The organism is Achromobacter sp. ACM02 (assembly GCF_014851605.1).
Lineage (GTDB): Bacteria > Pseudomonadota > Gammaproteobacteria > Burkholderiales > Burkholderiaceae_B > Achromobacter > Achromobacter aegrifaciens.
Map to the genome: position 1 here is coordinate 378562 of NZ_JACUZY010000001.1, position 26491 is coordinate 405052.

General features: G+C 67.8%; 22 protein-coding genes. 5 read left to right on the top strand and 17 right to left on the bottom strand.

The genetic code is table 11. The features are described from left to right. Window positions 1–5: 5 nt before the first annotated feature. The 6 genes from IB258_RS01755 to IB258_RS01780 all read right to left on the bottom strand — a co-directional run bounded on the left by IB258_RS01755 (window position 6) and on the right by IB258_RS01780 (window position 7932). Window positions 6–2579: a PEP/pyruvate-binding domain-containing protein gene (locus IB258_RS01755; RefSeq protein ID WP_192352028.1), complete on the bottom strand. Its 2574-nt coding sequence runs from the start codon at window positions 2577–2579 to the stop codon at window positions 6–8. After that, on the bottom strand, window positions 2576–3226 hold the full coding sequence (locus IB258_RS01760; protein ID WP_175180834.1) for a TetR/AcrR family transcriptional regulator: 651 nt from the start codon (window positions 3224–3226) through the stop codon (window positions 2576–2578). The genes IB258_RS01755 and IB258_RS01760 overlap by 4 nt, the downstream gene beginning before the upstream one ends. 81 nt (window positions 3227–3307) lie before the next feature. Continuing rightward, a complete protein-coding gene (locus tag IB258_RS01765) occupies window positions 3308–4465 on the bottom strand; it encodes a nitronate monooxygenase family protein (RefSeq protein ID WP_054456816.1) in 1158 nt (385 codons plus the stop codon). A gap of 185 nt (window positions 4466–4650) precedes the next feature. Next, window positions 4651–6039, bottom strand: a complete 1389-nt coding sequence (locus IB258_RS01770) for a tripartite tricarboxylate transporter permease (protein WP_119451124.1) — start codon at window positions 6037–6039, stop codon at window positions 4651–4653. After that, window positions 6036–6521 (bottom strand): hypothetical protein, encoded by a 486-nt coding sequence (locus tag IB258_RS01775; protein ID WP_054456818.1) that lies wholly within the window; start codon window positions 6519–6521, stop codon window positions 6036–6038. Before IB258_RS01775 ends, IB258_RS01770 begins: the two co-directional genes overlap by 4 nt. 121 nt (window positions 6522–6642) lie before the next feature. Beyond that, window positions 6643–7932, bottom strand: coding sequence for a hydroxymethylglutaryl-CoA reductase, degradative (locus IB258_RS01780; RefSeq protein WP_175160763.1), 1290 nt, complete (start codon window positions 7930–7932; stop codon window positions 6643–6645). A gap of 131 nt (window positions 7933–8063) precedes the next feature. On the opposite strand from IB258_RS01780, the gene IB258_RS01785 reads away from it, so the two are divergent. After that, a complete protein-coding gene (locus tag IB258_RS01785) occupies window positions 8064–9482 on the top strand; it encodes a PLP-dependent aminotransferase family protein (protein ID WP_192327545.1) in 1419 nt (472 codons plus the stop codon). Here the strand turns inward: IB258_RS01785 and IB258_RS01790 are convergent. The 5 genes from IB258_RS01790 to IB258_RS01810 form a co-directional block, all read right to left on the bottom strand. After that, complete coding sequence (locus IB258_RS01790; protein WP_192352029.1) at window positions 9473–10285, bottom strand: anaerobic ribonucleoside-triphosphate reductase activating protein; 813 nt, start codon at window positions 10283–10285, stop codon at window positions 9473–9475. The two genes, IB258_RS01785 and IB258_RS01790, sit on opposite strands and share 10 nt — an antisense overlap. Continuing rightward, complete coding sequence (gene nrdD / locus IB258_RS01795) at window positions 10251–10433, bottom strand: anaerobic ribonucleoside-triphosphate reductase (protein WP_054456820.1); 183 nt, start codon at window positions 10431–10433, stop codon at window positions 10251–10253. The genes IB258_RS01790 and nrdD overlap by 35 nt, the downstream gene beginning before the upstream one ends. A gap of 71 nt (window positions 10434–10504) precedes the next feature. Next, window positions 10505–12499: a ribonucleoside triphosphate reductase gene (locus IB258_RS01800; protein WP_192352030.1), complete on the bottom strand. Its 1995-nt coding sequence runs from the start codon at window positions 12497–12499 to the stop codon at window positions 10505–10507. A gap of 111 nt (window positions 12500–12610) precedes the next feature. Then, a complete protein-coding gene (locus tag IB258_RS01805; RefSeq protein ID WP_042793406.1) occupies window positions 12611–12961 on the bottom strand; it encodes a DUF3325 domain-containing protein in 351 nt (116 codons plus the stop codon). Next, complete coding sequence (locus IB258_RS01810; protein WP_192352031.1) at window positions 12958–14565, bottom strand: PepSY domain-containing protein; 1608 nt, start codon at window positions 14563–14565, stop codon at window positions 12958–12960. Before IB258_RS01810 ends, IB258_RS01805 begins: the two co-directional genes overlap by 4 nt. Window positions 14566–14853: 288 nt before the next feature. Here IB258_RS01810 and IB258_RS01815 point away from each other — a divergent pair, with 288 nt between their 5' ends. The 3 genes from IB258_RS01815 (at window position 14854) to IB258_RS01825 (ending at window position 18578) form a co-directional block, all read left to right on the top strand. Beyond that, on the top strand, window positions 14854–15468 hold the full coding sequence (locus IB258_RS01815; protein WP_054456822.1) for a hypothetical protein: 615 nt from the start codon (window positions 14854–14856) through the stop codon (window positions 15466–15468). Window positions 15469–15477: 9 nt separating this feature from the next. Then, window positions 15478–17871 (top strand): catalase, encoded by a 2394-nt coding sequence (locus IB258_RS01820; protein ID WP_192352032.1) that lies wholly within the window; start codon window positions 15478–15480, stop codon window positions 17869–17871. Window positions 17872–18023: 152 nt separating this feature from the next. Next, window positions 18024–18578, top strand: coding sequence for a lipid-binding SYLF domain-containing protein (locus IB258_RS01825; RefSeq protein ID WP_225588717.1), 555 nt, complete (start codon window positions 18024–18026; stop codon window positions 18576–18578). A 23-nt stretch (window positions 18579–18601) separates the two neighbouring features. On the opposite strand, the gene IB258_RS01830 is transcribed toward IB258_RS01825, so the two are convergent. Together IB258_RS01830 and IB258_RS01835 are read right to left on the bottom strand one after the other, a co-directional pair. Further along, window positions 18602–19582: a tripartite tricarboxylate transporter substrate binding protein gene (locus IB258_RS01830; RefSeq protein ID WP_119451129.1), complete on the bottom strand. Its 981-nt coding sequence runs from the start codon at window positions 19580–19582 to the stop codon at window positions 18602–18604. A 14-nt stretch (window positions 19583–19596) separates the two neighbouring features. Further along, entirely contained in the window at window positions 19597–21018 is a 1422-nt protein-coding gene (locus IB258_RS01835; protein WP_192352033.1) for a M20 family metallopeptidase, read from the bottom strand. 118 nt (window positions 21019–21136) lie between these two features. Between IB258_RS01835 and IB258_RS01840 the strand changes: the two genes are divergently transcribed. After that, window positions 21137–22048, top strand: coding sequence for a LysR family transcriptional regulator (locus IB258_RS01840; protein ID WP_054456827.1), 912 nt, complete (start codon window positions 21137–21139; stop codon window positions 22046–22048). Between the two features lie 33 nt (window positions 22049–22081). Here the strand turns inward: IB258_RS01840 and IB258_RS01845 are convergent, their stop codons facing one another. The 4 genes from IB258_RS01845 to IB258_RS01860 all read right to left on the bottom strand — a co-directional run bounded on the left by IB258_RS01845 (window position 22082) and on the right by IB258_RS01860 (window position 26467). Then, a complete protein-coding gene (locus IB258_RS01845) occupies window positions 22082–23056 on the bottom strand; it encodes a tripartite tricarboxylate transporter substrate binding protein (RefSeq protein ID WP_175160628.1) in 975 nt (324 codons plus the stop codon). Between the two features lie 114 nt (window positions 23057–23170). Further along, on the bottom strand, window positions 23171–24319 hold the full coding sequence (locus IB258_RS01850) for an FAD-dependent monooxygenase (RefSeq protein WP_192352034.1): 1149 nt from the start codon (window positions 24317–24319) through the stop codon (window positions 23171–23173). After that, window positions 24316–24792 carry a thioesterase family protein gene (locus IB258_RS01855; RefSeq protein ID WP_054456830.1) on the bottom strand — a complete coding sequence of 159 codons (477 nt, stop codon included), beginning with the start codon at window positions 24790–24792 and terminating at the stop codon, window positions 24316–24318. The genes IB258_RS01850 and IB258_RS01855 overlap by 4 nt, the downstream gene beginning before the upstream one ends. Next, on the bottom strand, window positions 24779–26467 hold the full coding sequence (locus IB258_RS01860; protein WP_054456831.1) for an AMP-binding protein: 1689 nt from the start codon (window positions 26465–26467) through the stop codon (window positions 24779–24781). Before IB258_RS01860 ends, IB258_RS01855 begins: the two co-directional genes overlap by 14 nt. Between the last annotated feature and the right edge of the window lie 24 nt (window positions 26468–26491).

Sequence of the window (26491 nt, forward strand, 5' to 3'; positions counted from 1 at the left end):
GGCTTCTACGAGTCGGATGCGCCCAGGCTGGAAGCGGCTGCCAGCCGCCGCACCGTGCCGCGCGACGCGTCCACTTCCAGGACGTCGCCGGTGGCGACCTGCCGCATGATGCCTTGCACATTGACGATAGCCGGTATGCCGAACTCGCGCGCCACGATGGCGCCGTGCGACAGGTAGCCACCCGCCTCCATGACCAGGGCCCCGGCCCGCAGGAACAGCGGCGTCCAGGCCGGGTCGGTGGACGCGGCGACCAGGATGCCGCCGGCCGGCATGGCCAGTCCTTCGGAGGGCGAGCGGGCGACGAAAGCGCCGGCCCGCGCATGGCCGCCCGCGGCAGGCGTGCCGCGCCAGGATCCGGCGGCGCCGGCATCGGCAGGCGCAGGGGGCGGCATGTCCGTGGCGGCGCCTGCGGCATCTTCGGCGATGACGTCCTGATCGGGGGTCGCGGCCCAGGACTCCAATTGAGCGCGGCGCAGGGCGGCGCGGCGGCCCGCGGCGGCGGGCGTCAGCCTGGCGTCGGCCAGGGCGAAGAGTTCGGCCGCATTCAGGTGGAAGATGTCGTCCGCGGCGGCCAGGCCGTCGGCGTGGACGTAGCGACGCCCCAGCGCCAAGGCGTTCTGGCGCGCGGCGGCAAGATAGGCCACCAGTACGCTGCGCGCGGCCTCGCGCTGCCTGCCCTCGATGCGGGCAGCGGCCAGCAGACGGGCGATCAGCGGGCGCTGCCAGAAAGGTAGCGCCGCGCGCAGGCGCAACCGGGCCTGGCTTGCGGCGCTGTCCTGCCGGGCGCGCAGCGCCGCAGGGTCGGCGTCGGTCAACTGCAGCACGCTGTCCAGCAGATAGCCGGGGTCCTCGCGCCAGCGCGGGTTGCGCAGATAGGTTTCATAAACGGCGCGATGGCCGTATTGGCGCAGGAAGTCCGCGAAGGCTTGCTTGAAGGGAGCTCCATCCGGCAAGGCGCGCTGCCAGCCGGCGCTGTCGCGCTGGGGATCGCGCAGCCACTCCATCACGCTTGCGTCGCCGGCGGCCAGTTTGGCCAACGCCATGAGGGCATAGCTTTGCGCCGCGGTCACGCTGGGTTCGCCGCCGGCCATCAACGCGGCCGTGAGCGCATGGCCTTCGCCCGGGCAGGCTTTCTCCACCAGTTCCAGCAGCTTGTGCAGCGCGCCGCCGCCCGAGCCCTGCAGGAAGAACAATTGATCCGCCGCCAGCACCGTGTGGAACTGTTCCCGCAGGCGCGCGCCCAGCGCGGCGTTGGACGCGGGCGCGGGCTCGTCCAGCCAGGCCTGGGCGCGGGCGAACAGGCGCGGCAGGTCCTGTTCCGCCTGCTTGCGCAAGGGGGCTGCGCGGCGCAGGTAGCGCAGGATGCGCGCGCCATGCCGCAGGCGTTGCGCCAGCGTCAGGGGCGTCACTGCGATTTCGGGCTGGGGACCGCCCAGCAGCGCGTTCATGGCTTTCGGCGGCACGCCCAGCGCGTCGTAGCCCAGCCATTGGATGACCGAGGCGTCCAGATAGACCCGGCCCTGGAACAGCGCCGCCAGCCGCACGCCCGGCAGGGTGGAATAGCCGCTCAGTTCAAAGCCCGTGGTCAGCATGCGCTGCGCCATGACGCGCCCCGTATCCCATTCCAGCGCCGACATGGCCAGCGGCAGCACTTCGCGGGTGTTGCCGCGCGACCAATAGGCTGGCTGCGCGCGCAGCGCCGGATAGGTGTGGCGCGCCGCCGCGGTGATGGGACGGGCCTGCACGATACAGAAGCGCCGCCCATCCCAGACCCATTCGATGTCGTAGCCGCCGCCGGCATAGTCCAGCGCGCGCGCCGCGTCGCGCACGATATCGCCCAGGGTTTCGGCCTGCGCGTCGCTCAGCACGGCCTGGGCAGCGCGCGCGGCCGGCGTCGGAGCAAGCAAGGTGCCGGCGCCTTCCGCGGCCTGGCTGGCGTGGCGCTTGGCGCCGATGCGCCGGCCGGCCAGCGGCCAAGCCTGGCGCAGATAGTCTTCGCGCAGGCGGTACTCGTCGCCTTGCGCCGCGCCGTCGACCAGCGACTCGCCCAAGCCCCAGTTGGCGTGGATGACCATCTCGTCATGCCGCCCCGACACGGGATCGAGGGTGAAAGCGATGCCCGAGGCGACCGCGTCGATCAGCGGCATGACGACCACGGCCATTCCGGCCGGGTTCAAGCCGAGCTTCTGCCGGTAGGCGCAGGCCTGCGGCGTCCATTGCGAATCCCAGACCTGCCGGACCGCGTCGATCGCCGCATCCGCGCCGCGCACGTTCAGGCAGGAAAGATGGATCCCCGCGAACGAGGCGCCCGCGGAATCTTCCTGTGGCGCGGACGAGCGCAAGGTCAGCGGCCGTTCGAGCCAGCCGCGCGCGGCCAGTTCATCGCGCAGCGCCTGGGCGACAGCGTGCGGCAATGCCTGGCCCGGTTCGCGAGCCAGGCTCAACGCTGCCGGCAGCACGAAGCCGTCGGGCACCGGCACGCCCAGTTGCGACATGCGGCCCAGCTGCCAGCCCTTGCCGCCGGCCGCCTGCGGGCCGGCCAGGGCGGCGGCGGCCCAGTCCAGCGCGGCGGCGCTCATGCCGCCGCCTCGGGCGTCACGCCGCGCACGAAGAGGCTGATGGCGGCATCGAACTCTGCCTTCAGGCTGCTGCGGGGCTGGTCCAGCCAGCGCAGCATCGCGCCCAGGTACAGGAATTGCAGCTGATGGGCCAGTCGTCCGGCGTCCAGATCGGTCCGCGCCTGGCCTGCCGCCTGCGCCTCTTCGATCAGCGCGGTGTACAGCGCCTGCATGCCGCTGCGCGGGTAGCGGCCATCGTCGCGCGCGCCGGGTTGCAGCGTGGATAGCCGGTAGCGCAGGTACGGCCCCAGATAGGTCCGATGCGATTCAGACCAATGTGCCGAAGCATGCAGTATCCGCGTCAGGCGCTGTGCGAGGGTGGGCAGGGCGCGCAGCGCGGGCTGCAGTTCCCGCTGGCTTGCCGCCAGTTCGCCATGGAAGCGGTGCGCAAGCAGGGCTTCCTTGACGGGAAAATGGTTGTACAGCGTGCCCTTGGAAACATCCGCCTGCGCGGCGATCTGTTCCATGGTGACCACGTCATAGCCCAGGGTCTCGAACAGGCGCCAGGCGGTTTGCGCCAGGTGGTCCAGGGTCTGCAAGCGCTTGCGTTCGCGGCGCCCGGCTTCGGGTGCGGCGGATTCGGATGGAGATAGGGCGGAGGTATCCATGGGTGGAAATAATTGAACGACGAATAATATTGTACGTCGTTCAATTAGTTTAGGAAGCCCCCGCGTTTGGGCCGACCTGTCTCAGGCGGAGGCGGGCATCTCGCCGTGCAGCAGATAGTCCATCAATTCACGCACCGAGCGCATGGCGCTGCCGAACGGCAGCTTGGACGCGCCGCGGAAGAACAGGCCGCGGCTGACCTCGCCGCGCATGGCGGCCGCCAGCTTCAGGTCGATGCAGAATTGTCCGAAGCGCGCCAGGCCGTCGCGCAATCCGCATTGCGTCAGGCAGTCCATGCGCTGGCTGCAGCGGCGCGCATCGCAGCGGGTGTTGGCTTGCAGGGTCTTTTCCTGCCGCAGATAGCGCGTCAGCCAGGGCGTTTCCACGGCGCGGGCGGGCAGGCCGGCCACGCTGGTGAATTCGGCCAGCTTGTCCGGATCGGCGTCAATCAGCACCCGCTTGAAGTTCTCATGCGCGTCGCCTTCGCTGGTGACGGCAAAGGCCGTGCCGACCTGCACGCCGTCGGCGCCGTTGGCCAGCCAATGGCGCACCTGCTCGTGGCTGCCCACGCCGCCCGCCACGATCAGGCGGGGCGCATCCGAACCCAGCGCCAGTTCCTGGAACAGCTTGTGGCAATCGGCCAGCACATGCTGGAAGTCGAAGCGCTCGCTGTGCACGTCATCCAGCCGGGCCGCGCCCAGATGGCCGCCGGCGTAGCCAGGGTGTTCGATCACCACGGCATCGGCCATGCGGCCCTTTTTCATCCATTTCTTCAGCACCACCGCCACGCCGCGCGCCTCGGACAGAATGGGCACCAGCGCTACCTTCGGGTAGTCGGCCGTCATCTCGGGCAGGTCCAGCGGCAGGCCCGCGCCCATCACGATGGCGTGGGCGCCGCTTTCGCAGGCCTGGCGCACCAGGGCGGGATGGTCGCGCACCGCCTTCATGACGTTCACGGCCACCAGGCCGCGGCCTTGCGCGGTGTCCAGCGCGGCGCGTACCTCGCGGTCCAGCGCGACCTGGTTGGCGCTGTCGATGACGTCGCGATCATGGCAGCGTTCGGTTTTTTCCAGCAGGTCGGGATGGTGGTGGCGCAAATCCACACTGGCGATGGTGCCCATGGCGTTCTGGCTGGCGACCGCGCCGGCCAGGCGATGGGCGGATACGCCGACGCCCATGCCGCCCTGGACAATGGGCAGCAATTCGCGTCCGGCGAGGGTGAGTGATTTGAACCACGTCATGATGAGTCTTTCCTCTTTTCAAGTGGAAAGAGGCTAGAGCAAGGGAGTTCGCGTCGCCTTGCGCAGGATCAAGCGGCGAACAATGGAGGGCCCGGCTTAGGCGCAGGCCCACCGCCGGGCCGCCCCAAGGTGGGCCAGCCCCCTCGGGGGGCAGCTAGCCCCGCAGGGGCGCGGCGTGGGGGCCATTAGCCTAGCAGCTTGACGATTGCCGGCACCGACAGCACGGCGGTGTAATAGCCCATGAACTGCACGCCCGTATTGAAGCCGAACAGGCGCGACAGCAGGCCGCCGATCAAGCCCATGGTCAGGATCACCAGCAGGCCGAGGAACTGCCCTTCCCAGATGCTGATGACGATGATCAGGCCGACGAAGGTGGCGATGATGGCTTCATGGCTGACCTTGCGCGACACGAAGAGCGCGGCGCGGCGTGCGAAATTCATCGCGAACGGATAGGACACGACCGCGGCCAGCAGCACCGCCAGCATGCCGTAACCCAGGAATTCCCAGTGGTTGAGCAGATTGTGCAGGTTGTGGGTCTGGCCCGAGGCGGCATCCACCGTGAAGCGCGGCGGCGCGTTGAAGAGCGGCGCGGCCGGGCCGGCGGCAACCGGGCTTAGCGGCAGGCCGAAGGCGATCAGCGGGATCAGCGCCTCGGCGATGTAGGTCGCCTCGGTCACGCCGTTGCGCGCGCTCAGCACCGTCGTCAGGCGGTGGTAGGCATGCTTGATGCGCGAGCCGACCAGTTCCCCCAGCACCACGGTCATGGCCACGGGACTGAACACGAAAGTGGCGCTGGAGATCGCGGCCGTGGCCAGGGTCCAGCGCGTCTGCGTGCGGTCCATGACCTTCAGCGGGTTGGGAAAATAGCCCGACCAGCCCTTGACGTCGGGCGCCAGCGAGAACGTGCGCACCTTGTCGCGCATCATGCGCGAGCGGCCCTGGGGCGAGATCACCGTGAACAGATCCGCGATCAACGGGCCGATGGCGATGCCCAGGAAGTAACTGATGCTCAGCTTGACGCCGTACTTGGCCGTGAGGCTTTGCAGCGCGATGATGACCACCACGAAGGGCACCAGCAGCGCCACGGCGGCCCAGCGTCCGGCCGAGAAATAGGCGATCAGCACCGCGGCGGCCAGGAAGATCCAGGGCGCGGACTTGGTGATGGCGGCGCCGAACGGAGCCAGCAGCACCGCGAACAGCACGGCCAGGGGCACGGCCACGAAGGCCGCGACGATGGCGCCGGACACCATCTTGCGCAGAGCGATGTGCGGCACGCCCAGCTTGCGCAGCATGTTCGCGTCCTGCAGCAGCGGCGTGGCCAGCGTGTCGCCCGGGATGCCGAGCAGGGCCGTGGGCACTGCGTGCGTCATGTGTTTGGCGACCGCGCCGGCCAGGAAGAAAGTGAATACGCCAGCGGGCGGCACGCCCAGCAGCACCACCAGCAGGGTCAGCGGCGCCAGCGTGGTGGTTTCGTCGGTGCCGGACACCAGGCCGATGGCCGCGAACACCACCGCGCCCAAAAGCCCCATCGCGGCGGCCACCATGATTTGTTCAAGCAGGATGGGGTCGCTCATGCCAGCGCCTCCTTGCTTGGGCCGGCCTGCGCTGCCGCGGCGGGTTGCGGTTGCGCGGGTTGGGCGGCGGCTTCGGCGAACAGTTCGTACAGACCCAGTTCCTTCAGTTCGCGCTTGGTGGGTTCAGGCAGGTCCGCCAGGGAGCCCAGGCCGCCCGGTTGCTCGGCCAGTTCAGCCAGGACTTCGGCGCGCCAGGCAGGATCATGGGCGGCGCTGTGTTCGATGACTTCGCGCTTGGGCGGAAACAGCCGGGCGCAGATCACGCCCGCCAGCACGCAGCCGGCCAGGCCGGCCAGCATGGCGTAGGCGTGAGCAAGTTCGGGTGATGCCACGATGCCGCGCAGCCAGCGGCTGGCGGCGTAGAAGCCCGCCACGCTGATGACGATGCCGAGGCCGATGGCCCAGGCCAACTGGCGCAGGTCCACCGTGTCGCTCCAGACTTCCGCCAGGCGCCAGGAGGGCGCCGGGGTGCTTGGTTTCATGTCTCTCTCCTCTGTGGTCGGGCGGCATCCGGGGAGTCCGTGCGCCGCCTCTGTCGTTGTCCAGGGCCCGCGAGGGGCGCCTGTCGCTGCATGCAAAGCCGCCTGACCTTGCGGGACAAACTCATCGCGGGTTGCGCAGTTCCTCCAGCAAGGCCAGCGCGCGGTCGGTGCGGACGTCTTTTTCCGCAGCCATGCGCTTGGCGACCGCATCGATCTCCGCGCCCGTCGCGCCGGCCACCAGCGCGATGTTGCGGGCGTGCAAGGCCATATGGCCGCGCTGTATGCCTTCGGTGGCCAGTGCGCGCAGCGCGCCCAGGTTCTGCGCCAGGCCCACAGCCACGGCGATTTCGCCCAATTCCTGGGCGGAGCGCAGGTCCATGATCTTCAGCGCCACCTGCGCCAGCGGATGCGTCTTGGTCGCGCCGCCCACCAGGCCCACGGGCATCGGCATTTCTATCGTGCCGACCAGCGCGCCCGAATTGTCTTTCTCCCATTGCGTCAGCGAGGTGTAGCGTCCCGAGCGGCTGGCATAGGCGTGGGCGCCGGCTTCGACCGCGCGCCAATCGTTGCCGGTGGCAACGATGACGGGGTCGATGCCGTTCATGATGCCCTTGTTGTGCGTGGCGGCGCGGTAGGGATCGACGGCGGCGAAGGTGTAGGCGTCCAGCACGCCCTCGATGATCTCGGCGCCGCTGCGCTCTTTGGTGTCCAGGACTTGCGGCGTGAGACGCACGCGGGCGCGGGCCAGGCGCAGGTCCGCCAGGTTGGACAGGATGCGCAGCCGCACCGAGCCGCCGGTGATTTGTTCGACCAGCGGCGCCACGGCCTCGGCCATGGTATTGACCGTATTGGCGCCCATGGCGTCGCGCACGTCCACGATCAGATGCATCACGATCATGGGACCGCGCGGCGTGTCGGGGAATACATGGACCTCGATGTCCTGGCAGCCGCCGCCCAGCTCGATCAGCACCTTGTCGCGGCTGTTGGCCAGCGTGACGATGCGTTCGCGCTCGCGCAGCAACGCCAGGCGCGCCCCTTGCGGGTCGCCCAGTCCCAGCACCTGAACCTGCGCGCGCATCAGCGGGCGGGTACTGGAGGTTTCGAAGCCGCCGCATTCGCGCGCCAGCTTGGCCATGTAGGATGCGGCCGCCACCACCGAGGGCTCTTCGACCGCCATGGGCACCAGCACGTCGCGGCCATTGACCTGGAAATTGCCGGCTACGCCCAGCGGCAGCTCGAACGAACCGATGACGTTCTCGATCATGCCGTCGGCGCGGTCCAGACCAAGCGCGCCCGGTTGGGCAAGCAGCGCGCGCTCCGCGGGCGTGAGCGCGGCGGCGTCGGCGATGGCTGTCAGGCGTTGCGCGGGGGTCAGGGCGCGGAAGTTGGGCAGGCGTGAATCGGCCACGATGAGGTGTCTCCGTATAAGAATCAAGTGGCCTGATTCTAGGTAAACTGTACCGCTATTGAGAGGTACAGTTTTGGCAAACAGTACCATTGCACTGCACCAATTCTGATAGTCCAGCCAACAGGAAGACGCGCGTGGAAGCAGCACACACCGGCGGCAGGCCCCAGCGCGCCGCGCCCATCGCCGAAAGCCTGGCCAAGTTGATCGGCCAGCAGATTGCCGATGGCCTCTACCGGCCGGGCGACAAGCTGCCGTCCCTGCGCGAACTGGCGCAGTTGCATCGCTATGCGAAGAACACGGTGGTGGTGGCGTTTGAAATGCTGGTGGCGCAAGGCTTGGTGGAACCGCGGCGGGGCTCGGGCTTTTTCGTGCTGGAGACGAAGTTCGCGCGCCAGGCTGCGGAAGAAGAGCCAGGGCAGTTGAGCCGCGCCATGGACATCGTGTGGCTGATGCGCGAACAGCTCAAGACCCAGCCCGACGCCGTGGCCGTGGGGGACGGCTTTCCGCCCGTGGAATGGCTGGCGGACATGCGCATGGACCGCTATCACCAGAAGGTGGTGCGCACCGGGTTGGGCGCCTTGTTCCGATACGGCAGCCGCTTCGGCTATGCGCCGCTACGCGAGAGCCTGGTGCGCAAACTGGGCGACGTGGGCATCAACGCGGCGCCGCCGCAATTGGTGCTGACACAGGGGGCGAACGAAGCCATGGATCTGGTGATCCGCTATTTCGTGCCGCCGGGCGCCGCCGTGCTGGTGGACAACCCCGGCTACTACCCTCTGTTCGGCAAACTGAAGCTGGCCGGCGCGCGCATGCTGGGCGTGCCGCGCCTGGCGGACGGTCCCGACGTGGCTGCACTGGAAGCGCTGTTGCAACGCGAAAAGCCGCGCCTGTTCTTCACCCAGTCGCTGGCGCACAACCCCACTGGCTCGGACATCTCGCTCGCCAAGGCCTACAGGGTCCTGCAACTATCCGAACGCTACAACCTGACGGTGGTAGAGAACGATCCGCTGGCTGATTTCAAGCCCACCTCGGCCGTGCGCCTGTCGGCGCTGGATCAGCTGGAACGCACGATCTACATAGGCAGTTTTTCAAAGTCCTTTTCGGCTGCGCTGCGGGTGGGCTTTATCGCATGCAACGCGGCCCTGGCCAGCGATCTGGCCGACCTGAAGGCGCTGGTGCATGTCAGCAGCTCAGAGTATTGCGAACGCATGGTGGACGTGATGCTGCGCGAAGGGCACTACGAACGGCATCTGGTCAGGCTGCGCCAGCGGCTGGAGGCGGCGACCGGCCATGCCTTGCAGGTGCTGGACGCGCTCGGCGCCGGGGTATACACCCGGCCGACCAGTTCGCTGTACCTGTGGTCGACCTTTCCGGGTGTAGAGGACTCCCTCAAGCTGGCGGCCGATTTGATACCCGAGAAGGTCACCATGGCGCCGGGACGCGTGTTCAGCGTGGATCCCACGGCGGTGTCGCCGTGGTCCCGCTGCAACGTGGGCGCGGTGGGATCGCCTCGTTTTCTGGCCACCATGCGGCAGCACCTGGCTCAGCGATAGGCGAACTCCTCGAACCATTGCATCAGCAGCGCCAGGGCCGGCGAGCTTAGCGCGCGTACCGGCGGCGCATCGGGCGAGCGGCGCGCGCCTTGCACGGCAAAGCGGCGCACGCCGCGACGCGCCAGCTCGCGGGCCAGGGTCAGCAGCCGGGTCTCGTCCAGCCAGTCCGGGTGCCAGGTGATGCGGCACTCGAAGTCGATGTCGGCCGCCAGCAGTTGCGTCAGGCAGGCCAGCGCGGGGCGCTGGGAATCGCGGCGGCCGGTGATGTCGTCATAGCCCTGGGCGTCGGCCTTGATGTCCAGGCCGATCCAGTCCAGATGGCGCAGCACGTCGGCCAGGCGTAGCGGATAGATGCCGGCGGTATGCATGCCGACGCGGTAGCCCATGCGCCTGACGTCGCGGATCATCTGCGGCAGGCGCGGTTCGCTCAAGGGCTCGCCGCCGGAGAAAACAATGGCGTCGAGCAGGCCCTTGCGCGTCTCCAGGAAGGCGCGGACCTCGCGCCAGTCGTAGCGGGCGGTGCGGGTCTGGAGCTCGACGTTATGGCAATAGTGGCAGCGCCAGGGGCAGCCCGAAATGAATACCACCGCCGCCAGTTGCCCGGGCCAGTCCACGGTGGAAAACGGCACCAGCCCGCCGACGGCATGCGAATGCCGGGGCAAGGGCTGGGCCACCGGTTGCGGCGCGGCCGGGTAGGCCGGGCGCGCCGTCAGCCGCCGCGTGCCCGGGCCGCAGCCCGTGGTTGACGCGGCGGCTCGCATCGCGCCCTCAGGCGCGGCGTTCGACGAAGAAGCGGCGTTCATTGAATTCGCCCTGTTTGCCGGTGTTGAAGGAAGTGACGGGGCGGTGGTAGCCCATGACGCGGGTCCAGATCTCGCAGCGCACGCGCTGGCTGTCGTCCAATTGCGCGGCGGGAGCGGTGGTGACTTCGGGAGCGATCAAGGTTTGCATGGCGGTTCCTTATGGAGTGGATGCCGGGCGGTTGCCCGGCGGTCCGGTCCGGGGCCTGTCGTTTACAGGTCCTAGGCCGGGGTGCAGCATGCCGCTTGCTTGGCCAGCAGTTCGGCATCGCATTTCGGGCAGAACTCGTGGTGCCCCGCCAGATAGCCATGGTTGGGGCAGATGGAGAAGGTCGGCGTGACCGTGATGTAGGGCAGCCGGAAGTTCGACAGCGCGCGGCGCACCAGCTGCTTGCACGCGGCGGAAGAAGAAACCGCTTCGTTCATGTACAGATGCAGCACGGTGCCGCCGGTGTACTTGCCCTGCAGCGTTTCCTGCAGTTCCAGCGCATGGAAAGGATCGTCGGTGTGGCCGACCGGCAGCTGGCTGGAATTGGTGTAGTAGGGCTGCGTCTCGCTGCCCGCCTGCAGGATGGCGGGATAGCGCTTCCTGTCTTCGCGGGCGAAGCGGTAGGTGGTGCCTTCGGCGGGCGTGGCTTCCAGGTTGTACAGGTGGCCGGTCTCTTCCTGGAACTCGGTCATGCGGTCGCGCACGCGGTCCAGCAAGCGCACGGCCAGGGCATGGCCCGCGGCGGTGGTGATGTCCTCGGCGTCGGCCGTGAAGTTGCGGACCATCTCGTTGATGCCGTTCACGCCCAGCGTGCTGAAGTGATTGCGCAAGGTGCCCAGGTAGCGGCGGGTATAGGGGTAGAGGCCTTGATCGATGTAGCGCTGCACCACCTTGCGCTTGGTTTCCAGCACATCGCGGCCCAGTTCCAGCAGGTGGTCCAGCCGCTGCATCAGCCGTGCTTCGTCGCCGCGGCAGGTGTAGCCCAGGCGCGCGCAATTGACCGTCACCACGCCGACCGACCCCGTCTGCTCGGCCGATCCGAACAGGCCGTTGCCGCGCTTGAGCAGTTCGCGCAGGTCCAGCTGGAGGCGGCAGCACATCGAGCGCACCATGTGCGGCTCCAGGTCCGAGTTCAGGAAGTTCTGGAAATAGGGCAGGCCGTAGCGCGCTGTCATCTCGAACAGGCGCTCGGTGTTGGGGTGGTCCCAGTCGAAGTCGGGCGTGATGTTGTAGGTCGGGATGGGGAAAGTGAACACGCGGCCCTTGGCGTCGCCAGCCATCATGACTTCGATGTAGGCGCGGTTGATCATGTCCATCTCGGTCTGCAGGTCGCCGTAGGAGAAGGGCATTTCCTCGCCGCCGATATACGGGATCTGGTCCTTCAGGTCCGGCGGGCAGGTCCAGTCGAACGTGAGGTTGGTGAAGGGCGTCTGCGTGCCCCAGCGGCTGGGCACGTTCAGGTTGTAGATGAGTTCCTGCATGGACTGCTTCACGTCCGCGTACGTCATGGCGTCGCGGCGGATGAAGGGCGCCATGTAGGTGTCGAAGGAGCTGAATGCCTGCGCGCCGGCCCATTCGTTTTGCAACGTACCCAGGAAGTTGACGATCTGGCCGATGGCCGCGGACATGTGGCGTGGCGGCGTGGCTTCGACCTTGCCGGGGATGCCGTTGAAGCCTTCGGTCAACAGCTGGCGCAGTGACCAGCCGGCGCAATAGCCGCTCAGCATGTCCAGGTCATGGATGTGGATGTCGCCTTCGCGATGGGCGCGGCCCGCCTCGGGCGCGAACACGTTGGACAGCCAGTAGTTGGCGGTGACCTTGCCGGCCACGTTCAGGATCAGGCCGCCCAGGCTGTAGCCCTGGTTGGCGTTGGCGTTGACGCGCCAGTCGCGCTGGTCCAGGTATTCCTCCATCGCGCTTTCCACGTCCACCAGCGTGTGGCGCAGCGCGCGCAGCCGGGCGTGCTGTTCGCGGTGCACGATGTAGGCGCGCGCGGTGCGCCAATGGCCGGCCTGCACCAGGGCTTCTTCCACGCGGTTCTGGATGGTCTCGACGCCCGGGCAGGGGTTGCCTTCCAGTGCGGCGATGACGGTGTCGGTCAAGGCCTGCGCGCCCGCCAGGTCCAGTTCTTCCGTGCTGTTGCCGGCCGCCGCCATGGCTTGGGCGATCTTGTCGCGGTCGAACTCCGCGACCCGGCCGTCGCGCTTGAGGATGTGCTGGATATGCATGACTGACACCATATGTAGTAGGGTGTGAAAACTCTACCACCACATATGGTGCGGGCGCCGCCCGGCACCGCCTGGATATCAGGCTTGCTTGATGCGCGTCAAACCTGCACTTCAGAAGCCGATGCCGACCCCGGCCAGGGATATCGCCACGGCCAGCGCCGCGGTGCGGGCTGCCGGACGCGGCGCCCACGACAGCATGCCGACCCAGAGCAGCGCGCCGGCCGACAGCCAGCCCAGCCAGGCCACCACGCCTACGGTGTTGCCCCAGAGTCCCACGCAGGGCAGTAGCGCCAGCGCCAGCAGCAGCACGCCGGCGCCGCGCAGCACGCGGGTATGGCCGGCGGAGGGATCGCGTCCCCAGACCTGGTCGTAATGGCGCGGCATGGCCAGGCTCAGGCAGGCCATGCCTGAATAGGTCAGCAGCAGCGCCATGGAAATCGCGTACAGGTCGTTGGTGTTCATGCGGCCGCCTCTGCGTCACTGCGGGGACTGCGCCGGATGGGCGCGGATGCGGGCCGTCGCCACAACAGCAGGGCCGCCCAGCCCGATAGTACGCCGAATGCGGCGGACGTCAGTTCGACGCCCGCGCTCTCCCAATCGCCGCGTGCGATCTGCGCTGCCGGATGGTCGCCCAATGTGACGAACGATAGCGCCGGCAGCAGCAGGCACAGCGCGGACAGCAGGACCAGTTGCGAGATCCAGGCGCGGCGCGGGCTGCACAGCCAGGCATGCGCCAGGGTCAGCGCCCACACCAGGAAGAAGCAGCGCAACTCCCATAGCGCGCGGTTTTCCAGCGCCACGGGCAGCAGGCGGTTGGCCCAGAGGTAGCTGATGCAGGCGATCGCCAGCCCGGCCAGCGCGGCCACGTTCAGGCCTTCTATCAGCCGGTACATGCGCGTCGTCGCGCTGCCGAATTCTCCGCCATGCTTGGCGCGGCGCTTGACCATGAACAGCAGCGCGCCGGTACCCATCATGGCCGCGCCCGCCAGGCCGCAGACGAAGTACAGCCAGCTGACGGCCAGCCCGCCGAACCTGGACATGTGCAGGTCGCTCATCACCTGGAACGCCAGCGCCGGCGCGCCGCCGTGCACGCCGCCCGCGGGGCGCAGGCGCAGCAGTTCGCCGCTGGCGGAGAACTCCGCCATGCCCGTGGTGGCGCTGATGTTGTGGAAGGTGTCGGCGTCTTCGTTCCAGCCGTAGACGCCGATCCGCATGGAGCTGTCTTCGGGATTGTTGATGACGATGGCGCGCGCCGTCTGTCCGATCAACTGTTCGCCTCGGGCCACGATGGGTTCGAGCGCCGGCATGGCCAGCGCCACACCCGTGCGCGAGGGACGCTCCTCGCCGGACAGTTCGGCCAGATAAAGGCGGCTGGCCTGGGGACCCGGGCCGTAGGTGGCCGTGACGGGGGCGGGCATCAGTATCGCGCTCGAAATCACGATGCCCGTGTAGGCGATCATGAATTGGAAAGGCAGGGTCAGCACCGCCACGGCGTTGTGCGCATCCAGCCAGGACCGTTGGCCCTTCTTGGCGCGGAAGGTGAAGAAGTCCTTGAAGATGCGCTTGTGCGTGACCACGCCGGAAATCAGCGCGACCAGCATCGCCATGCTGGCGAAGGCAACGATCCACAGCCCCAGGCCGGCGTCGTGCAGCGTGTAGTGGAAGTTCACGAAATGCGTGCCGCCCATCGTCGCGCGGCCTTCGGCGTCGTGGTGGTCCGCCAGTTCGGCGCCCGTGTCGGGGTCGAGTTCGGCATCCGCGTACTGGCCGTTCTGGTCGAACCAATAGGCCGTCAGGCCGTTGTCGTGAAAGCGGTCCACCGGCCAGATTTCCCACATGCCGGCGCCCGCATGGTTGCGCGCCATATAGTCCACCGCCAGTTCCAGCCGGCGCGCGCGGTCCACCGGAACGCTTTCCTTTTGCGCAGCCTGCGCTTCCGCCTCCTGGTGCTCGGGCGTCATCCAGTGCGTGATGGGTTCGGAGAAGACGGCCAGCGATCCCGTCAGGAAGATGGCGAACAGCAGCCAGGAAAACCACAGGCCGACCCAGGTATGGAGCCAGGCCATGGATAGGCGGAAACCGGATTTCAGGACGAGCCTCTTTCTTGTTGGCGCCGCCGCGAGCCGGGCGGTCTGATTTTATTGAGAATGGTTCCAATTCTAGTCTAAATGGGGACGAGGTTGTCCCTGCCGTCGGCCTTGTATTTTTTGCCGCGCAAGCGGCATCCGCTCCGAGCTGCCGCAGGCAATTGCCATCGCGCGGGCCGGGCACGGCGATTGCTGGGTAGGCGCTCCATCCGCATATCCGCCGCGGGCATGCGCGGATGCCCGCAAAACATGAAAGAGGAGCGCCACATGAAACGCAAAGCTGCAAACGCCTCGCAGATCGAGGAATTGCTGTACCAGGCCCTGGAAACCGAAATAGGCGGCCTGGCCGTGTACGAAACCGCCGTGTCCTGCGCGGTGAACGAGGACCTGAAAAAGGAATGGCTCGGCTACCTGGAAGAAACCCGCACGCATCGCCGGGTGCTATTGACCGTATTCGAGCAACTGCGGCTGGATCCGCAGGCGCAGCCGCCGGGCCGCCAGGTCGTGCGCCATATCGGCGAGGCATTGGTCAAGGCCATGAAGATGGCGATCAGCGCGGGCGATCCGGACGCGGCCCAACTGGTCGCCACCGAATGCGTGGTGCTGGCCGAGACCAAGGACCACGCGAACTGGTCCCTGATCGGCGTGATTGCCGAGCAGCACAGCGGCGACGAGGCCAAGGTATTGAAGCAGGCGTATGACGCCGTGGCCACCGACGAGGACCACCACCTTTATCACACGCAGGGCTGGTCGCGCGAACTGTGGATCCAGTCGCTGGGATTGCCGGCGGTGCTGCCGCCTCCCGAAGAGGTCAAGCAGGTGGAGACCGCCATCGGCGCATCGCGGGCCGAGCAGGCGCGCGGCAAGATGTTGAGCCACTAGGAGATTGCGATGCCAGCCAAGAAAGCAGCAGGCAAGGGCGGCGCAGGCGCGGCCGTGGACACGGCCTACCTGAATACGGACAGCGGCCCCGCGTCCGGACCCGCGGGCAAGCCCAGCCATCCGGCGCTCAAGCGCGCCGCGGCCGTGGGTGATACGGCCGCCGCGATTCCCCACAATGCCGGCAAGGCGGCGGAGTACGGTGAAGCAGGGGCGCGGTGCCCCTATGCCGGCGCGCACGTCGCGGCAGCGGATCCTTCCGCGACGGCCAGTTCGCTGTCCGAAGCCGAGACCTCGGCCAAGACCGGGGGCGCGGCCGCGGCCGGCATCAACGCGGCCGACGGCCGGCTGGAACGCGTGCGCGCGGATTCAAGCGGACAGATGCTGACCACCAACCAGGGCGTGCGCGTCAGCGACAACCAGCACTCGCTGAAGGCGGGTTTGCGCGGGCCGGCGCTGCTCAAGGACTTCATCCTGCGCGAGAAGATCACGCATTTCGACCACGAGCGGATTCCCGAGCGCATCGTGCATGCGCGCGGTTCGGCGGCTCACGGCTACTTCGAATGCTACAAGCCGCTGACCGACCTGACCGCGGCCTCTTTGTTCGCCGAAGCCGGCAAGCGCACGCCGGTGTTCGTGCGTTTTTCGACGGTGGCAGGCGAGCGCGGCTCCAAGGACACGGCGCGGGACGTGCGCGGTTTCGCCGTGAAGTTCTATACCGACGAGGGCAACTGGGATCTGGTCGGCAACAACATGCCGGTCTTCTTCATCCAGGACGCGATGAAGTTCCCGGACCTGGTGCACGCCGTCAAGCCCGAGCCGCATCATGGCATGCCCCAGGCCGCGTCCGCGCACGACACCTTCTGGGACTTCGTGTCGCTGATGCCGGAATCCACCCACATGCTGATGTGGCTGATGTCGGACCGTGCCATCCCGCGCAGCTACCGGATGATGCAGGGCTTTGGCGTGCACACCTTCCGCTTCGTCAACGCCGCGGGCGAGTCGCGGCTGGTGAAATTCCATTGGAATCCGCTACTTGGCACGCATTCGCAGGTCTGGAATGAAGCCGTGAAGGTATCCGGCGCGGATCCTGACTTCCACCGCCGCGATCTTTGGGAGGCGATCGACGCCGGCAATGGCCCGCAGTGGGAGCTGGGCGTGCAGGTATTCACCGAGGAGCAGGCCGAAGGCTTCAGCTTCGACGTGCTGGACGCCACCAAGATCGTGCCGGAGGAACTGGTGCCCGTGGTGCCGGTGGGGCGGATGGTGCTGGACCGCAATCCCGACAACTTCTTCGCCGAGACCGAGCAGGTCGCTTTTTGCGCTGCCCACATCGTGCCGGGCCTGGACTTCACCAATGACCCGCTATTGGCCGGGCGCATCCATTCCTACGTGGACACGCAGATTTCGCGGCTGGGTGGCCCCAACTTCCATGAAATCCCGATCAATGCGCCGCTTGCGCCCGTGCATAACAACCAGCGCGACGGCATGCATCGCCAGGCCATCCATCGCGGCCGCGTGGCCTACGAGCCCAACTCGCTTGCCGGCGGCTGTCCGTTCCAGGCCGGCATGGATGGCTTCGTGTCGTTTCCGGAGCCGGAGACGGGCGACGAACTGCGAGGGCATCCTGAAAAATTCGCCGAGCATTACAACCAGGCGACGCTGTTCTACGACAGTCAGGCAGACTGGGAAAAACGCCACATCGCCGACGCCTATGCCTTTGAATTAAGCAAGGTCACGGTGCCGGCGGTGCGCCAGCGCATGGTCGCGTCGCTGCGCAACGTGTCCGAAGAACTGGCGCAGGGCGTGGCCGACCAGCTGGGCATGGCCTTGCCCGCGCCCTTGCCGCGGGCGATCGAGCGTCCGCCCAAGCCGGAAGTCGAGGTGTCGCCGGCATTGTCATTGGCTGCGCGCCCTGGGGATGGCGGCATCGCCACGCGCAAGGTCGCAATCCTGGTGGCGGAGGGCGCGGATGGCAAGAGCGTGTCCGCCGTAGCCCAGGCGCTGATCGCGGCGGGCGCCATCGTGCGGCTCGTCGGGCAGCGCATCGGGCCCGTCCCGGCCGCCGGGGGCGGCACGCTGGATGCCGATGCTTCCCTGGACAACCATCCTTCGGCGCTGTTCGATGGCGTGGTTGCGGCGGGCGGCGAGGCTGCGGTGGCCCGCCTGGAATCGGACGGACGCGCGCTCGAGTTCCTGCGCGACGCCTATCGCCACGGGAAGACTTTGATGGGCATGGGCGAGGGCGTGCAGCTGCTTGCCGCGGCGGGCCTGGCCGCCGATACGGCGGATGGCGGACTGCTAAGGATGGACGCGGCGGCCGCCGCCAAGAGCGTGACCGCCTTCATCGAAGCCCTGGGCCGGCATCGCCATCCGGAAAGGGAGACCACGCCGCCCAGGGTTTGATGTCGCCGCTGCGGCCAGGTGCATGTGTATCTTGACAAGGCATCGGCGCCTGCCAATACTGATCCGGCAAGTCGGGGCGAGCGCGTCGGGCGCTTGCCGTCCTTTTCCTTTCGAGATCAGGGGGCTGTATGCGTCGCGCGTCCGTTTTGCCTATGAGTATCCGCGGCTGGCTTTGGGCCAGCCTTTTTTTGTGGGTCGCCTGTATCTTCCTGGCGCCGCAGGCCAGGGCGGAGTCCGCGGCCGAGCTCAGCCGTGAAGCGCAGAGTGCGCTGGATCGCCTGTACCAGCAGGAACCCAAGACGCGTGTACTGGGCAACAAGGCAGTGGGCGTGCTGGTGTTTCCCCGCATTCTGAAGGGCGGCCTGCTGGTCGGCGCGGAAACCGGCGACGGCGCGCTCATCCGTCGCGGCAAGGTCCAGGCCTACTACAACATATCGGCCGTATCGTTCGGTCTTCAGGCCGGCGCGCAGGAGTTCAGCTATGCGCTGTTCTTTATGAACGAGCCGGCGATGCGGTACCTGGACCAGAGCGACGGCTGGTCGCTTGGCGCCGGCCCCAGCCTGGTCGTGGTGGATGACAGCTATGCCGCCAGCATTACCACCACCACCCTGAGCCAGGATGTCTATGCCGTGCCATTCGGCGGACAGGGGCTGATGGCGGGCATGGGCCTGGAAGGGTCCAAGATCACCCGCACCCAACCGGACTGAGGCCAGGCGTCAAGCTGCCGCGGTTAGTCCAGCGTGATGCCGGCGCGGGCCGCTACTTCGGAAAAGGTGTGCAGTTCCTTCGTGATCTGCGCCTTGAATGCCGGCCCGGGCAGATAGACCGGATCCAGCGCCAGGTCCGCCACCGATTTGCGGACCTGCGGATCCTCCATGATTTCCGCCACGGCGCGGCTCAGGGTATCCACCACAGGGGCCGGCGTGCGCGCCGGCGCCACCAGCGCGTACCAGCCCACGAAAGAAACGTCCGCCATGCCGGCTTCCGCGAAGGTCGGCACGTCGGGCAGTTGCGGCATGCGGCGTTCGCCCGTCACGGCCAGCGCGCGGATCTTGCCGGCGCGGACCTGCGGCGCGGCGGAAGACACGGTGTCCACGCCCAGGTCGACCTCGCCGCCTATCATGGCCGTGACCAGCTGCGCGCTGCCCTTGTAGGGCACCGGCAACATCTTGGCGCCCGCGGCCTCGGCGTACATCTCGCCCGCCAGGTGTGGCGCGGATCCGGGACCGAAGGTGCCGTACATCAGGCCGCCCTTGGCGCTTTGCTGCCGGGCCAGCGCCGCCGCTTCCTGCGCAGTGCTGGCCGCAAGGCCGTTCTTGGCCAGCAGCACCACGGGCGCCATGGCGACGATGGCGATGTGTTCATAGCTCTTTTGCGGGTCGTAGGGCAGCCCGGGCTTGAGCGCCGGCAGCACGGTATAGGTGGTGCTGCCCGACAGCATCAGGGTGTAGCCGTCAGGCTGCGCGCGCGCCGCCGCTTCCGCGCCGATCACGGTGGATGCGCCGGGGCGGTTCTCCACGATGACCGGCTGGCCGAACTTGCCGGACAGCTTGTTGGCCAGCAGACGCGCCACGGCGTCGGTCGCTCCGCCCGGCGTGAAGGGTACGACGATCTTGATTGCCTGTTCTGGATAGGCGGCTTGGACGCCGCCCGCATGCGCGGCGGCGGCAAGGCTTGCGGCGGCCAGGGCGGCGCGGAGTTTGACGTTCATGTCGGAGATTCCGGTCAGTTGGCGTTGGAAGACGGGCGCGCAGCCGCCTGGCGCAGGGCGCTGCCCTGATCGCCCAGGTCCCAGTACAGGCCAGCCATGATGGCCAGCCCCTCGCGGGCGACGCTGCCCAACAGGTGTTCGTTGGGCGCGTGCTGGGCGCAAGCGGGATAGGAATGCGGCACCCACAATGTGGGCAGTCCCAATTGGTCGGCGAAGATGTCGTTGGGCAGCGAGCCGCCCAGGTTGGGCAGCAGCGCCGGCCGCTTGCCGGTGCTGCGTTCCAGCGAGGCCGCGGCCCAGCGCACCCAGGGATTGTCGGGCGACAGACGGGTGGCGCCGGCCTGCATGCCGATGCGCACCTGCACGTCCTCGAAGCCCGCCGCGCTCAGGTGTTCCCGCACGTGCGTTTCCAGCGCGCGCCAGTCCGTGCCGACCACGAAACGCAGCTGGCACCAGGCCACGGCCTCGGGCGGTATGGCGTTGACCGGCTTGGCCGGATCGCCGGCGCCAAAGGTCAGGACGTCCAGGCTGTTCCAGCCGAACACTTTTTCGGGCGCGCTCAGCCCGGGTTCACCCCACCACGCGTTGATGTCGGGGTCGTCCTCGCCGCCGCCGACTTCCAGGTCGGCCAGCGCCCCGGCCACCGCCTCCGGGATGGGGGGCGGGCGCAGGCCGGGCACCGTGATTCGGCCGCGCGCATCGACCAGCGTGGCGATGGCGTGCGCCAGCACGATGGCGGGGTTGGCCAGCAGGCCGCCCCAGTTGCCCGAGTGGTAGCCGCGTTCGCGCGCGCGCAGTTTCAGTTCGAAGTTCACCGCGCCGCGCGAGCCCATGAACAGGGTGGGACGCTGCGCGCTCAGCCGCGGGCCGTCGCTGGCAATGAAGACATCCGCCGCCAGCGCCTCGCGCTGTGCCTCGCAGAAGGCGGCCAGTCCGGGGGAGCCCGCTTCTTCGCCGGTCTCGATCAGCCAGGTCGTGTTGAAACCGAGCCTGCCGCCGCGCGCGGCGATGACCTGGCGCAAGGCTTCCAGATTGATGCTGTGCTGGCCCTTGTTGTCGGCGGTGCCGCGTCCGTACCAGCGGTCGCCTTCGACCTGCAGGCGCCAGGGATCGCGGCCGGCTTCCCACTTGGCGGCGTTGCCGCGCACCACGTCGCCGTGGCCGTACATCAGCACCGTGGGCAGACCGGCCTGCTCGATGCGGCGCGCCACCAGGATGGGCAGGTCGGCGCCCGAGGGGTTGGGGTGCACCTCACAGGCGAAGCCCAGTTGCTGGAGCAGCGGAACCAGTTCTTCGTTCAGGTAGGCATGCTGGGCCGGCGCCTGGTCGGGCACTTCGCTTTCCGTCGCGTAGGCGACGCGGCGGGCCAGCGCGGCATGCAGGTCGCCGTTGTCGTAGGCTTGAACGGCTTGGAGCAGGGCTTGTTCGCGTGTCACTTCGGTGCCTGGGATGGGATGCAGAGGGAGGCACAAAGTTATTACGCTTCACTACATGCCACAATTAGATAATTAGCATTCTTTCATTGCCATAAAGGCATGGATAAGAGGGGCCGCCATGATTTCGCTGGGCTTGAGGTATTTCCTGGAGGTCGCGCGCTGCGGTTCCATCGCGGGCGCCGCGGCGGCACAGCACGTGGCGGCTTCTGCCGTCAGCCGGCAGATCGCCAAGCTGGAGGACGGGCTGGGTATCGCGCTGTTCGAGCGGCAGGCGCGCGGCATGGAACTGAGCGAAGCCGGCCGCCAATTGGCGGCCTACGCCAATGCCGCCGCCCTGGAAGCCGAGCGCGTCACCACCGAGATCCGGCAGCGCGGCCACCTGGGCGACGTGACCATACGCCTGGCCTGCACCGAGGGTTTCGCCCACCGCTTCCTGCCCATGTGCATGGCCGAGTTCAAGCGGGTCAGGCCCGAGGCCCGTTTCCATTTGCACGTGGAGCGCCCCGAGGAGGTCAGCCGCCAGATCCTGGAGGGCCTGTCGCAGCTGGCGCTGCGCTACACCACCGCGCAGGACGACCGGCTCAAGACCGAACTGCTGGTGCGCGCGCCGGTCTATGCGGTCATGTGCCGCAACCATCCGCTGGCCAGCCGCCGCAGCCTTGGCGTGCGCGACCTGACCAAGGTGCCGCTGTCGCTGGGCGACCATGGCACTACGGTGCGGCAGCTGTTTGACGCGGCCTGCGCCAACGCCGGGCTGCACATCGAGCCGGCCTACGTGTCCAATCATTCCGCGGCCTTCCTGCCCATGCTGCCGGGCAGCGACATCGTGGCGCTGTCGGGCTACCTGACGGTGCTCGGACAGCGCGACGGCGAAGGCCTGGTCGCGGTGCCGTTCAGCAATCCCGAAATGCGGCAGCGGAGCATCCAGGTCCTGACCTTGCAGGGCCGGACCTTGCCGGCGCTGGCGCGCGAGTTCCTGGAGTTCATGGCGCAGCGGCTGACGGCCACGCCCAAGGCGCCGGAAGGGTAGCGGGGCCGCCGCGGGCGGCCCCGGGACTGCGCTTCAGTCCAGCGAGATATTGGCCTCTTTGACCACGGCCGCGAAGCGCGCCGAATCCGCGTCGCGGGCCTGGGCCAGCACGGCGGCATCCTGCGGCCAGGCGTCGAAGCCATAGGTCTCGAAGCGCTTGCGCACCGCGGGCGTGACCACGGCCTGGGCAATGGCGGCGTTGATGCGCTTGACCACGGCATCCGGCGTGCCTTTGGGCGCGAAGGCCGCGACCCAGGTCTTCAACTCGAAGTCCTTGGGGCCGCCGGCCTCGCTGACCGTGGGCACGTCGGCGTAGGAACCGAGGCGGGACGGCGCCGCCAGCGCCAGCAGCTTGACCCGCTTGGCCTGGTACAGGTTCTGCACGGTGGCGGCCGTGCCGAAAGCCCAGTCGACCTCGCCATTGGCCACCGCCGTGTAGAGCTGGGCCAGGTCCTTGAAAGGCACGTGCGTCATGCTGGTCTGCGTGGCGGTCTGGAACATGGAGGTGCCCACATGCGCCACGCTGCCCATGCCCCAGGTGCCGTAGGTCAGCTTGCCGGGCTGGGCCTTGGCTGCGGCGATCAGGTCGGTGACGTTGTTCCAGGGGGACGAGGCCGACACCACCATGAAGAAATGCGTGGTGTAGATCGGCGCCACAGGGACGAAATCCTTGACCGGATCGAAGGGCAGATTGCGGTAGAGCTGCGGCTGCAGCGTCATGTGGGTGTTGTCCACCACGGCCAGCGAGTAGCCGTCGGGCGTGGCGCGCTTGACCTCGCCGATCGCCAGCCAGCCGTTGGCGCCGGGCTTGTTCTCCACGATAAGCGGCTGCTTCCAGGCCGCCGTGAGCTGTTCGCCCAGCATGCGGGCGACGGCGTCGGGGCCGCTGCCCACCGAATACGGCAGCACGATGCGCACCGGCCGTTCGGGGTACTTGTCGGATTGGGCCTGTGCCGAGGCGCAGGCCAGGGCGCCGGTCAGCGCCATGCACCAGAGAGTATTTTTCATGTCTCCTCCACTTTCCATGGATGGTTTTTGCGGCGCTTCCCCGCGCCGCTTATCGTCGGGGCCGCATGCGCGGATGCGCCGCGGCCGGGTACTTACAGCAAAAGGGTGCGTGGCTCAGGACACCGCTGCCGCCTCCGGGTGCAGCGCCTCGTAGGCGGCGGCGAAGCCGGGGTCGCGCTGGCGCAGGTCGTCGTGGCTGACCTGGCCCGTGCGGCGCATGTAGTCGTAGGCGAAGGACACGGGGTCCAGGTGCATCTTGTCGGCCACGTTCTCGTACCAGTCCAGGCTGCGCGCGGCGGCGGTCTGGAAGTTGGCCGATGCCGGACGGCGCTGCGCCTCGAAGTGCGCGAACGCGGCCTGCGTGTCGTCGGGATGTTGCGTGAGCCCATGGTGCAGCGCGATCGCATCCTGCATCGCCATGCGGGTGCCGGAGCCGAGCGAGAAATGCACGGTGCGCAGCGCATCGCCCAGCAGGACGATGTTGCGATGCGACCAGCGTTCGTTGCGCACGATGTTGGCCTCGAACCAGAGGGAACGGTTGCCCAGCAGTTCGTTGGCGCCCAGGTCGGCGCGGAACACCTCGGCGCAATATTGGCGGCTTGCGTCCTCGCTGGCCGTGTCCAGGCCGGCGCGCTGCCAGGTGCCCGGGTCCACTTCCACCAGGAAGGTGCTGAGGTCCTTGCTGTACTGGTAGCTGTGCGCGATGAAGATACCGTGGTCCGTTTCGCGGAAGATCAGCGATACCGGATGAAAGCGCTGGCGTGTGCCGTACCAGGCGAACTTGTTGCGGCGGCGTTCGAAGCTGGGCCGGAAGTGTTCGGCGTACTGCTTGCGCACGGCGCTGTTGCTGCCGTCCGCGGCCACGACCATGTCCACTTCCGCGGCCAGCCGCTCCACGTCGTCGATCTGCTGTTCGTGCAGGATCTGGACGCCGGCCTCCAGGCAGGCTTTTTCCAGGACTTCCAGCATGTCGATGCGGGCCGTGCGCGAGAAATGGTTGCCCTGGACCTGGACGCGGGCGCCTTGGTGGATGATCTCCATGTAGTCGCAGCGTTCGTGGTGCGCGACGAAGGCCTTGAAGAATTCGGGGTCGGCTTCGCGCAGGAAGGCCAGGCCGATGTCCGAGAACACCACGCCCCAGCCGTAGGTGGCGCCGCGCGGGTTCCGTTCGTAAACGGTGATTTCATGCTGCGGCGCATGCTTCTTGGCAAGCAGCGAAAAGTACAGGCCGGCGGGGCCCGCTCCGATGACAGCGATCTTCATTTGGCTTCACTCCTGTTTGCTTCGGCCTGCGCGCAGGCTTGCCGATATGACTGCAGCGCGCCGCGCAGCGCGGCGGGTACTTCGATGGCGCGCCGTTCGCCGCGCGCCACGCAGATCGGGGTCAGCCTGGCGTCGAACGCGGGCTGGCCCCGCACGCTGCCGGCGACGTGCAGGGTGTAGGTGCGGGTGCGGATTTCCTCGACCCTGACGCACATGTCGAATTCCTCGTCCGGCCACAGCGAGGCCTGGAAGTCGAACGACAGCGCGCGCGTCGGCGTGCCGAAGCCGTGCTCATCCTTGATGCGCTGCGGCGTGCCATTGAACAGGTGGCCGTAGAACAGTTCGGCGGCCGACAGCACGTATTCGCCGAACGTGACGGTGTAGACCACGCCCGCGGGATCGCAGTCGCCCCATTTGACGCGGCGGCGCACGATGAAAGGCGTTTCGCTCAGGACGTATTCAGTGCTGGTCATTGCCGTTCTCCCGGGCCTTGGCGGCTTCCTGGTTGAGCATTTCCGCGACGCTATGGCGCAGGGCCGCCTTGTCGAGCTTGCCGACCTTGGTGACGGGGAAGGCTTCGATCTGCTCGATGCGTTCCGGACACTTGTATTTGGCGAGCCCCTGGCCGGTGAGGAAGTCCGCCAGCTCCGTCAGGCCGGGCGCCGTGTGGCCGGGCCGGACGATGATGAAGATGCAGCCTTTTTCGCCATAGAAGGGGTCGGGCATGGCCACCAGGCGCGCTTCGGAAATGGCCGGATGCGCGCCCACCAGCGCCTCGACTTCCTCGCAGCCGATCTTCTCGCCGCCGCGGTTGATGTTGTCGCGCAGGCGGCCTTCGAAGGCGTAGCAGGTTGCACCATCGACCACGCGCGCCGTCATCATGTCTCCGGTGCGGTAATAGCCGTCCGAGGTGTACGCGGAGGCGTTGGCCGCGGGAGCGTCGAAGAACCCGGGCAGCGTGGCGGGGCCGCGGAAGCAGAGTTCGCCCATCTGGCCTTCGGCCACTGGTTCCTCGGTGCCGGGCGCGAGCAGGCGGATGTCGTCCTCGGGACAGCCCGAGCGGCCTTGCGTATGGTGCCGTTCGTACTCGGACGCGTCGGCGGGCGAGCCCAGCAGCAATCCTTCCGTGATGCCGAACAGGTTGGAGCAGGGCACGTTCAGGTGCGCTTCAAGCCGGTCCGCGGCGCTCATGGTGATGAACAGGCGCAGGGACGACAGGTCGTAGTTCGCCAGGTCGGCGAAGGCCATGATCTGCGGCGCTATCGGCCCGATGGACATGGCGCGGGTGACGCGGTGGCGCTCGATCAGTTCCAGCATGCGTGGCACGTCGACCCGCGGCATCAGCACCGCGGAAACGCCCATGGCGATGACGGGAATCAGCACATAGACCTGGGCCGCGTTGTGCAGCAAGGGCAGGGCCCAGATGATGCGGTCGTCGTCCTGCATCTTGTAGCGCCGGGCGCAGGCCAGTGAATGGCCCAGGTACTCGGCATGGAAGCGCGGGATGATCTTGGGCATGCCGGTCGTGCCGCCCGACAGCTGGAAGCTCAGCACGTCTTCGCAGCCGGGGCCTTGCTCGGCGAGGATGAGGCGGGCCTCGGCCAGCGGCATCGCATCCAGCAGCGCGTGCAGGGACACGCCATGCGGCGAGTCGCCGCGCGCCACGACCAGGTGCTCCAGCGTGTCGCTGGCGGCCAGCATGCCGGCGGCGAAGGCGGGCAGATCGAACTTGCCGAAGTCGGCCTGCACGAAATAGCCGCGGGCGCGGGTCTGGCGCGACAACTGGCCGATCTCCAGTTCGCGGTGCTGCGGCAGGGAACAGACGGGGACGATCCCCGCCTTGTAGCAGGCAAGCAGGGCCAGCGCCGTTTCCAGCGTGGTGCCCATCTGGAAGATGGCGCGGTCCGCGGGCGCGAGGCCCAGCTTCAGCAGCGCGGCGGCCAGCCGGTCGGTCTGTTCGTCCAGCTCGCGAAAGCTCAGGCTGCCTTCGTCGATGATCAGCGCGGTGCGCTCGGGGCAGCGCTGGGCGGTGGCGTGCAGCGCCGCGCCGACGGTCGAAGGTTCCCAGGCGCCGCTGGCGAAGTACTGGCGCGCCCGCTCGGGGTGGTGGTAGATCACGCCCTCTATGGGGTGGCGTATATCTCGCATGATGGTCTCCTCCAGGCCCGTGTC

Coding starts and splice junctions, on each gene's coding strand:
- IB258_RS01755 (WP_192352028.1), bottom strand. CDS start 2,579: ATGAGCGCCGCCGCGCTGGACTGGGCCGCCGCCGCCCTGGCCGGCCCG.
- IB258_RS01760 (WP_175180834.1), bottom strand. CDS start 3,226: ATGGATACCTCCGCCCTATCTCCATCCGAATCCGCCGCACCCGAAGCC.
- IB258_RS01765 (WP_054456816.1), bottom strand. CDS start 4,465: ATGACGTGGTTCAAATCACTCACCCTCGCCGGACGCGAATTGCTGCCC.
- IB258_RS01770 (WP_119451124.1), bottom strand. CDS start 6,039: ATGAGCGACCCCATCCTGCTTGAACAAATCATGGTGGCCGCCGCGATG.
- IB258_RS01775 (WP_054456818.1), bottom strand. CDS start 6,521: ATGAAACCAAGCACCCCGGCGCCCTCCTGGCGCCTGGCGGAAGTCTGG.
- IB258_RS01790 (WP_192352029.1), bottom strand. CDS start 10,285: ATGAACGCCGCTTCTTCGTCGAACGCCGCGCCTGAGGGCGCGATGCGA.
- nrdD (WP_054456820.1), bottom strand. CDS start 10,433: ATGCAAACCTTGATCGCTCCCGAAGTCACCACCGCTCCCGCCGCGCAA.
- IB258_RS01800 (WP_192352030.1), bottom strand. CDS start 12,499: ATGCATATCCAGCACATCCTCAAGCGCGACGGCCGGGTCGCGGAGTTC.
- IB258_RS01805 (WP_042793406.1), bottom strand. CDS start 12,961: ATGAACACCAACGACCTGTACGCGATTTCCATGGCGCTGCTGCTGACC.
- IB258_RS01810 (WP_192352031.1), bottom strand. CDS start 14,565: ATGGCCTGGCTCCATACCTGGGTCGGCCTGTGGTTTTCCTGGCTGCTG.
- IB258_RS01815 (WP_054456822.1), top strand. CDS start 14,854: ATGAAACGCAAAGCTGCAAACGCCTCGCAGATCGAGGAATTGCTGTAC.
- IB258_RS01820 (WP_192352032.1), top strand. CDS start 15,478: ATGCCAGCCAAGAAAGCAGCAGGCAAGGGCGGCGCAGGCGCGGCCGTG.
- IB258_RS01825 (WP_225588717.1), top strand. CDS start 18,024: ATGAGTATCCGCGGCTGGCTTTGGGCCAGCCTTTTTTTGTGGGTCGCC.
- IB258_RS01830 (WP_119451129.1), bottom strand. CDS start 19,582: ATGAACGTCAAACTCCGCGCCGCCCTGGCCGCCGCAAGCCTTGCCGCC.
- IB258_RS01840 (WP_054456827.1), top strand. CDS start 21,137: ATGATTTCGCTGGGCTTGAGGTATTTCCTGGAGGTCGCGCGCTGCGGT.
- IB258_RS01845 (WP_175160628.1), bottom strand. CDS start 23,056: ATGAAAAATACTCTCTGGTGCATGGCGCTGACCGGCGCCCTGGCCTGC.
- IB258_RS01850 (WP_192352034.1), bottom strand. CDS start 24,319: ATGAAGATCGCTGTCATCGGAGCGGGCCCCGCCGGCCTGTACTTTTCG.
- IB258_RS01855 (WP_054456830.1), bottom strand. CDS start 24,792: ATGACCAGCACTGAATACGTCCTGAGCGAAACGCCTTTCATCGTGCGC.
- IB258_RS01860 (WP_054456831.1), bottom strand. CDS start 26,467: ATGCGAGATATACGCCACCCCATAGAGGGCGTGATCTACCACCACCCC.